Genomic DNA, 6,098 nt, shown 5'->3' with positions numbered 1-6,098 from the left:
CTATAAGACCCCTTGAAGACTACAAGGTTGATAGGTGAGAGGTGTAAGTGTGGTAACATATTTAGCTGACTCATACTAATAGGTCGAGGACTTGACCAAATTACTTATTCATTATACAATTTTGAGAGAATAAATTCTCTAATGAAACTCCTGAGCTTAGGCTCATGAGTACTGTATTTCTAAGAGGCAAAGCCTCAAAGAACTACATGCATCTGGTGATTATAGCGTAAAGGTAACACCCCTTCCCATTCCGAACAGGACGGTTAAGCTTTATAGCGCTGATGGTACTTCAGGGGAGGCCCTGCGGGAGAGTAAGACGTTGCCAGGTTAGATGAAAATCCTTAGATTAATTTCTAGGGATTTTTTTGCGTTTACGGAAAAGAGAAAAAGGGTAAATTAAAACGAAAAATGAAATATAATTTAAATAGTTGAGAATAGAAATGAAAAAATAAATGCATAATAGATACAGTATTGAATTAATTAATAGCAAAAAGCCATAGAAAAGCCACAATTAAGGCGCTTCAATGGATTTAGCGGATAACATAGTAATATGGCCAAAAAATTGATAAAAATATAACGGTTGTAAATAATTCGGTCATGTAGTAACATATACTTGAAGCATGTTTTGAAATATTATAAATATTTTAAAATGAAGGGAAAGGTGAGTAGTATGGATAAAAAAACGCCACTATATGATTGTCATGTTGCAGCGAAGGGTAAGCTAGTCTCATTTGCAGGGTATATGCTCCCTGTTCAGTACGATACTGGGGTTATAAATGAACACGTAACGGTTCGTGAAAGAGTAGGTATGTTTGATGTATCTCATATGGCAGAGTTAGTTCTATCAGGAAAAGATGCATTGGGAAACATACAAAATCTGGTTACTAATGATTGTTCAAATCTTTTAGACAACCAAATAAAATATTCTCCTATGTGTTACGAAAATGGAACAGTTGTGGATGATTTACTTGTCTACAGAATAAATGAAACTACATATCTTCTTGTAGTCAATGCAGCTAATCATGCAAAAGATGCAAAATGGATTGCAGAACACCTTCAGGGCGACGTCAAAATGGAAGACATATCTGAACGTGTGGCACAAATTGCATTACAAGGACCTAAAGCCAAAGAGGTTCTAAAAAAGATATGTGACGAAAAGGAATTGCCAGAAAAGTACTATACATTTACAACAAGGATGCAAGTAGCAGGAAAAACATGCTTAGTAAGTCAAACTGGTTACACAGGTGAATTTGGATATGAAATTTACTGTGCCTCTGAAGATGCATGTACAATTTGGAATGCACTTCTTGAAAATGGACAGGAAGAAGGCTTGATACCTTGTGGCCTTGGATGCAGAGATACACTAAGATTTGAAGCTGGAATGCCATTATACGGACATGAGATGAATGATACTATCATGCCAAAGGAAGCCGGCCTTGGATTTGCAGTAAAGATGAAGAAAGAGAACTTTATCGGGAAGAAAGCTATGGAGGAAAAGGGTGATATAACTCGCAAACTAGCTGGACTCAAGATAACTGGTAAGGGTATTGCTCGTGAACACCAAGATGTTTTCGTTGGAGACAAAAAAGTAGGATTTACTACCACAGGAACACATTGTCCAACTTTAGGTGGTGCTTATGCTAATGCTATGCTTGATCTTCCTTACAATGAAGTTGGTAGAGAGGTTGAAATAGATGTAAGAGGTAGAAGAGTTAAAGCAGAAGTTGTTAAAACACCGTTCTACAAGTCAGAAAAAAAGTAGCAACTTATCAGATTGGTAGTATAGAGTAAGTAGATTAAGTAAGTAGATTAAGTAATTACATTAAATAAGTAGCTAGAATAAGTAAAATTGATAAATAATACTAGAATAAAATAAATTTATAACATAAAACTAATATAATTTAAGGAGAGATAATTATGAGTATTCCAAAGAATGTTATGTACACTAAATCACACGAGTGGGTTGAAACTGTTGACGAGAATACAGTTCGTATAGGATTAACTGAATTTGCTGCTCAAGAACTTGGAGATTTAGTTTTCATCAATCTTCCAGATGTAGGAGACGACGCGACTGTGGGAGAATCACTATGCGATGTAGAGTCAGTAAAGGCTGTTTCAGATGTATTTAGTCCTGTTACAGGAACTGTTAAAGCTATAAATGAGGAACTTGAAGATTCACCAGAGAAGATCAATGAAGATTCATTTGGAACTTGGATAGCTGAAATCGAAAATGTAACAGATAAGGAAGAGCTTTTAACAGCTGAAGAATACGAAAAGTTAGTTGAGGAGGCATAATATGGGTTCATATATTCCATCAACCATGGAAGAACGCCAGGAAATGCTGAAGGCTATCGGAGTTAATGATATAAGTGAGTTATATAAAGTAATTCCGGATAATGTTAGGGTTAAGGGCAGTTTAAATCTGCCCGAAGGCCGTTCTGAATTGGTTGTATTAAACGAGATGAAAAAACTTGCATCAAAAAATACTGTATTTGACAACATATTTAGAGGAGCGGGGGCTTACAATCACTATATACCTTCCATTGTAAAATATGTTGTGGCAAAAGAAGAATTCGTGACATCTTATACACCATATCAAGCTGAGCTTAGCCAAGGTGTACTTCAATCTATATTTGAGTATCAGACACATATTTGTGAGCTTATGGGTATGGAAGTTTCTAATGCATCTGTTTATGATGGTGCTACAGCAGCTGCTGAGGCCGTTTCAATGTGCAGAGAAAAGAAGCGCACAGTGGCATTAATATCTGCAACATCTAGTCCGGAGACCATTGAAACTATTAAGACTTATTCAAAGGGATCTGAAACTGAAGTTGTAATAGTACCTGAGAAAAATGGTGTAACTGATATGGATGCACTTAAAGAACTTTTAAAAGAGAACGTGGCTAGTTTCTATGTTCAACAGCCAAATTACTTTGGCCAGATTGAAGATTGTGAAGAATTAGGCAATATAGTTCATGGAGCTGGTGCCAAATTCATAATGGGATGCAATCCAATAGCTCTTGGAATCATGAAGACACCTGGAGAATGTGGTGCTGATGTTGCTACTGCTGAGGGACAACCTCTTGGTATCCAAATGTCTTTTGGTGGTCCTTATCTAGGAATTATGACATGCACAGAAAAGATGATAAGAAAACTTCCAGGACGTATTGCTGGTGAGACAGTAGATGCTGATGGAAATAGAGCTTTTGTTCTTACATTGCAAGCTAGGGAACAGCATATAAGAAGAGAAAAGGCATTGAGTAATGTTTGTTCAAATCAGGCCCTTTGTGCTCTAACTGCTAGTGTTTATTTGTCAACTGTGGGTCCAGATGGATTAGCTGAGGTTGCAAAGCAGTGCATATCTAAAGCTCATTATGCTCAAAAGAGCATATGCAATATAGATGGATTTGAACTAAAATTCACAGGAGAATTTTTCAATGAATTCGTAACAACTTATAAGGGAAATGTAGACGAATTAATGTGTGCTCTTGAAAAGAAGGGTATACTTGGAGGTCTTCCAATAAAATTGGATGGTGAGGAATGCATTTTATGGTGTGTTACAGAGATGAATTCCAAGGATGATATAGACAATCTGGTAAGTGTAATAAAGGAGGTGGCAGGAAAATGCAATTAGTATTTGAGAAGAGTGTAAGAGGTAGAAAAAGCTCCATATTTCCAAAGTGTGATGTTGAAGAATATAATCTTCCCAATCATATGAACCGTGCCAACAAGCCAAACCTTCCAGAAATGTCCGAAACAGATGTGAGCAGACATTTCACTGAGCTTGCAGACCAAACTTATGGTGTAAATAATGGATTCTATCCACTAGGATCATGCACTATGAAATACAATCCAAGGATAAATGAGGAAGTTGCTTCATTGCCAGGATTTGCAAAGATACATCCACTACAACCTAAAGATTCTGTGCAGGGTTGCATTGAAGCTATGGTACTTGCTGAAAAATATCTTGCAGAGATAACAGGTATGGATGCTATAACATTCCAACCGGCAGCAGGAGCACATGGTGAATTTACTGGAGTAATGCTTATAAAGGAATATCATCTGCGCAGGGGAGATACAAAGAGAAACAAGATAATTATACCAGACTCTGCCCATGGTACTAATCCTGCTACAGCAGTAATGGCTGGATTTAAGGTTGTAAACATTCCATCCAATGAAAAGGGTGGCATGGATGTTGAAAAATTGAGAGCAGCCGTGGGAGAAGATACTGCTGGATTAATGCTTACAAATCCTAATACTCTTGGTATATTTGATGAAAATATTCTTGAGATAACTAAGATTGTGCATGAAGCAGGTGGATTAAATTATTATGATGGTGCAAATCTTAATCCTATAATGGGTGTTGCAAGACCTGGTGACATGGGATTTGACGTTGTCCATTTAAATCTTCACAAGACCTTCTCAACCCCTCATGGTGGTGGAGGCCCAGGAAGTGGTACTGTTGGATGTAAAAATATCTTAAAGCCATACCTACCAAAACCATATGCAATTAAAAATGGTGAAGAGTTCGAGCTAAGCTACGATATTCCAGAATCTATAGGTCAGGTAAAAGCTTTCTATGGAAACTTCCTTGTTGTAATGAGAGCATTAACTTATGTTATGACACTTGGAAAAGATGGTATTGTTGAGTCAGCAAATAATGCTGTATTGAATGCAAACTATATGAGATGCATGCTTAAGGACACTTATGATATGGCCATGGATGGCATATGTATGCATGAATTTATTATTACTCTTGAAAAAATGCATACAGAAAATGGCGTAAGCGCTATGGATATCGCAAAAGCCATGGTGGACAGGGGGATACACCCACCTACAATGTACTTCCCACTTATAGTGCATGAAGCATTGATGTTTGAACCAACGGAGACTGAAAGCAAGACTACTATAGACAATGTGGTTAGCGTTTTAAAGGAAATTCATAAAGAAGCACTAGAAAACCCATCAGAAATGCACAACTTACCTTTACATGCTTACATTAGACGTCCAGATGAAGTTAAGGCCGCAAGAGAGCCTAAGCTTAAATTCCAATTTTAAATAATATGATAAATAAATTAAGTTATATTGTATCAAAAAGTACGGTGCCATATGAAAATATGGCACTTGAAAAATATCTGATGGATAATGTAGCAGAAAATCAGTGCATATTGTATTTGTGGCAGAATAAGAGAACTGTGGTTATCGGAAAAAACCAGAATGCTTGGGGTGAATGTAAGGTAAGCGCCATTGAAAATGATAATGGTTATCTTGCAAGACGTCTATCAGGTGGTGGTGCAGTTTTCCACGACTTAGGAAATTTAAATTTCACTTTCCTTGTCTCTGTAGAAAATTACGATGTGAGAAAACAAAGTGAAGTTATTATGAATGCTGTAAGGAGCTTTGGCATTGACGTAAAAATATCGGGTAGAAATGACCTTACTGTGGATGAGAAAAAGTTTTCAGGTAATGCATTTTACCAGAGCAAAGGCAAGGCCTACCATCATGGAACTATTTTGATTGATGTGGATATGGCAAATATGTCTAAGTATTTGAATGTTTCAAAGGACAAATTACAATCTAAGGGTGTAAAATCAGTAAAATCCAGAGTGGTGAATCTTCATGATTTAAATAGTGATGTCACTGTGGAGGAAATGGTTAATAGACTTGTAGTTGCCTTTGAAGAAACCTATGGATTTCATTCAGATGAGATTAAGATAGATACCTTAAATCAAGAGGAATTAAAGGATATAACAAAGCAGTTTGAAGAATGGGAGTGGAGACTGGGAAGAAAAATCCCGTTTAATGTTGAGTTCTCTCATAGATTTTCTTGGGGAAATATCAATTTACAGATTTATGTTGAAAATGGATTCGTAAAAGATGCTGTGGTATACTCAGATGCCATGGAGAGCACTCTTGTAGGGGGCATAGCTCATTGCATAAAGGGTGTAAAATATTCTCCAGATAGCATAGCTACAGCAATAAAATCATTTTTTGATAACAACGGAAAGGCTGAATCAGGGTTCAGCGACGAAGCATCAATAGGTGATGATGTTTATAATTATTTTAAAGAGATGAATTTCTAGTAATCAAGGGAGGAT

5 protein-coding genes and 2 rRNA genes are annotated in these 6,098 nt (G+C 36.7%); all 7 read left to right on the top strand.

Annotated features, from left to right (window positions below; all coding sequences use genetic code 11):
- Positions 1–99 (top strand): 23S ribosomal RNA (locus BUA73_RS12735); the annotation flags it as partial.
- Between the two features lie 112 nt (positions 100–211).
- A 5S ribosomal RNA gene (gene rrf / locus BUA73_RS12730) occupies positions 212–328 on the top strand.
- Positions 329–670: 342 nt separating this feature from the next.
- The gene (gene gcvT / locus BUA73_RS12725; RefSeq protein ID WP_072904495.1) at positions 671–1,762 is read left to right on the top strand and encodes a glycine cleavage system aminomethyltransferase GcvT; all 1,092 of its coding nucleotides are present in this window, start codon (positions 671–673) and stop codon (positions 1,760–1,762) included.
- Between the two features lie 155 nt (positions 1,763–1,917).
- Positions 1,918–2,295, top strand: a complete 378-nt coding sequence (gene gcvH / locus BUA73_RS12720) for a glycine cleavage system protein GcvH (RefSeq protein WP_072904494.1) — start codon at positions 1,918–1,920, stop codon at positions 2,293–2,295.
- A 1-nt stretch (position 2,296) separates the two neighbouring features.
- Positions 2,297–3,634: an aminomethyl-transferring glycine dehydrogenase subunit GcvPA gene (gene gcvPA, locus BUA73_RS12715; protein ID WP_072904493.1), complete on the top strand. Its 1,338-nt coding sequence runs from the start codon at positions 2,297–2,299 to the stop codon at positions 3,632–3,634.
- Entirely contained in the window at positions 3,625–5,058 is a 1,434-nt protein-coding gene (gene gcvPB / locus BUA73_RS12710; RefSeq protein WP_072904492.1) for an aminomethyl-transferring glycine dehydrogenase subunit GcvPB, read from the top strand. Before gcvPA ends, gcvPB begins: the two co-directional genes overlap by 10 nt.
- Before the next feature lie 5 nt (positions 5,059–5,063).
- Positions 5,064–6,083 (top strand): lipoate--protein ligase, encoded by a 1,020-nt coding sequence (gene lplA, locus BUA73_RS12705; protein ID WP_072904491.1) that lies wholly within the window; start codon positions 5,064–5,066, stop codon positions 6,081–6,083.
- Positions 6,084–6,098 lie beyond the last annotated feature (15 nt).

It is taken from the genome of Hathewaya proteolytica DSM 3090 (assembly GCF_900142225.1).
In the GTDB taxonomy this organism is placed as follows: Bacteria; Bacillota; Clostridia; order Clostridiales; family Clostridiaceae; genus Hathewaya; species Hathewaya proteolytica.
Note: the sequence above shows the minus strand (reverse complement) of the source record. Positions and strands in the feature narration are given on the sequence as shown.